Source organism: uncultured Campylobacter sp. (assembly GCF_937890585.1).
Classification (GTDB): domain Bacteria; phylum Campylobacterota; class Campylobacteria; order Campylobacterales; family Campylobacteraceae; genus Campylobacter_A.
The window spans coordinates 1-2,019 of the sequence record NZ_CALACG010000273.1; the positions used below are offsets into that span (position 1 = coordinate 1).

Sequence of the window (2,019 nt, forward strand, 5' to 3'; positions counted from 1 at the left end):
TTTGATGATGATATTCAGGGAAAATTAGTTTTTACTGACTTTAGAAGCGATATTGCAAATGTGGTAAAAGGAATAGATTATTACGCCTTTCCTTCTCATACAGAAGGCCTTCCTACGGCTTTACTAGAGGCCATGGCTCTATCTCGCCCAATAGTCGCTTTTGATATTGCTCCTATGAATAAATTACTCGCAGAGAGCAGAGGACAGTGCGCTAAATTTTTAGACGCGCAAGATATGGCGGAAAAGATAAATGCGTACATACAAAATGACGAGCTGGCCAAACAATGCGCAGAAAATGCTAGCACCTTTGTCAAAGAGAATTACGACACACAAATTCTAAAAACATATATCAAGAGATTATTGGAGAGCCTATGAATCACCCAGTTTGCGTACTGACAGTACATCACTGCAACAACAATAAAAATGACTTTGCTATAAGCCCAGAACTTTTAAAAAAAGCACTTCGTGTGGCGCTAGATGAGGGCTATAAATTTATAAACTACACCCAGTTTAAAGATATCGTTGCTGGTAGAGTAAAGGCTCATAAAAAGAGCATTTTACTAACTTTTGATGATGGGTATTTTGATAATTATAAATTTGCTTTCCCCCTCTTAAAAGAGCTAAATATCCCAGCTGTTTGCTTTTTGATAACAGATAAGATCAAGGATTTTAAAAGGCAGGATTATGATTTTTCCTTTAAAATGCACAAAGATATCGACTACGATAAAGATTTAGAGTATTTTTTAAATTTAGATGAGATCAGGCAGATGCAAGAGAGTGGGCTCTTTGAGTTTGATAGTCACACAGTGAGCCACTTTTCTTGCAGAAGTGACGATGAGACAAGGCTAAGAGAGGAATTTTCTAACTCGCTTGCTAAGATAAAAGAGCTATTTCCTGAGAAAAAAGAATTTGGTTTTTGCTTTCCAAAGGGACATTTTAACGAGCTTTCGCAAAGGATAGTTAAAGAGTATTATGATTTTGCTTTTAGCGTGATAGATGGTGGATATTGCATGGGAGATGATAAATTTAAGATAAGACGTATAGATATCTCAAATAATGCAAAGAGTGAGAGCGACTATATCTTTAGAGTTAAGAAGAAGCTTTTTATATATTCGATGCCAATACTAGGAAATTTATATTCAAATTTTAGAAATAGTAGAATTAAATGATAGACCTATCCGAACTACAAGAAAAATGTGAATATATTTTAAAAAATAAAAAACGTGCGATAATTGTCATTACTGGGCTTTGCGGAAGTGGTAAAAGCACACTCGGTAAAGAAATCAGACGCAAAGGCTTTGGATATTTTAAACCACACCAAATAGCTGTAATAGACGATGATGTAATGAGTATAAATCTCTTTTTTATGCGCCCAAGAGTAAAAATAAAGAGCGATCAAAAAGATGAGCTAAGACCATTTTTTAAATTTTTACCACCACATGTCAAACTCGTATTTTACGCCAGCGCCACTCCGTTTGCAAGAATTAGTAAGGCCGACATTTTATGTATCTTAAACATAGATGAAAAAGAACGAGAAAAAAGGCTTAAAAAAAGGAATTTTACTTAAGTAAAGAACAAGAAATTTTTGGAGATATAGATATTTGCAAAAACAGCTGACGGAAAAACTATTGAAGAGTTAGAGAAATTGTTTGTGACACCAAGTGTCTTTACTGAAAAAATATCAGGTTGGTTAGAAGGAAGTAAAGTTTCTTCAGAAGCCTTTTTGCAATGGTTAGATAAACCGGAAAATTTTAAAAAAATATTTGAAATAGTAGATTAGTTATGTATAAAAAAGTAAAAAAAATAGAGGATCTGTACGACTATTTTTATATAGATGGGAAAATATATGCCAAGATGGAAGAAAACTGTAGATTAAAGGAATTATCTTTAACAGGAGAAGTTCTCTGGGAAGCAGAAGAGACAGAGATTAGGCACAATTATGTAAATAACGATGTGATTATCTTCAACTTAGAAAGTTTAGAAGATAAATATACATATGATAGAACATTTATATATGAT

The 2,019-nt window shown here is 33.3% G+C and carries 5 protein-coding genes; all 5 read left to right on the forward strand.

Features of this window, described 5'->3' with window-relative positions; all coding sequences use genetic code 11:
• On the forward strand, positions 1 to 375 hold a 375-nt coding region (locus Q0296_RS08205; RefSeq protein WP_298039193.1), incomplete at its 5' end, for a glycosyltransferase.
• Entirely contained in the window at positions 372 to 1,169 is a 798-nt protein-coding gene (locus Q0296_RS08210; RefSeq protein WP_298039196.1) for a polysaccharide deacetylase family protein, read from the forward strand. The genes Q0296_RS08205 and Q0296_RS08210, both read left to right, overlap by 4 nt.
• The gene (locus tag Q0296_RS08215; RefSeq protein WP_298039199.1) at positions 1,166 to 1,567 is read left to right on the forward strand and encodes an AAA family ATPase; all 402 of its coding nucleotides are present in this window, start codon (positions 1,166 to 1,168) and stop codon (positions 1,565 to 1,567) included. Before Q0296_RS08210 ends, Q0296_RS08215 begins: the two co-directional genes overlap by 4 nt.
• Before the next feature lie 78 nt (positions 1,568 to 1,645).
• Entirely contained in the window at positions 1,646 to 1,780 is a 135-nt protein-coding gene (locus Q0296_RS08220) for a hypothetical protein (RefSeq protein WP_298039202.1), read from the forward strand.
• Positions 1,781 to 1,782: 2 nt separating this feature from the next.
• On the forward strand, positions 1,783 to 2,019 hold a 237-nt coding region (locus Q0296_RS08225), incomplete at its 3' end, for a hypothetical protein (RefSeq protein ID WP_298039204.1).

Bases quoted from the DNA above. Each gene is read 5' to 3' on its own strand.
- Q0296_RS08210 (WP_298039196.1), top strand. From the start codon at position 372: ATGAATCACCCAGTTTGCGTACTGACAGTACATCACTGCAACAACAAT.
- Q0296_RS08215 (WP_298039199.1), top strand. From the start codon at position 1,166: ATGATAGACCTATCCGAACTACAAGAAAAATGTGAATATATTTTAAAA.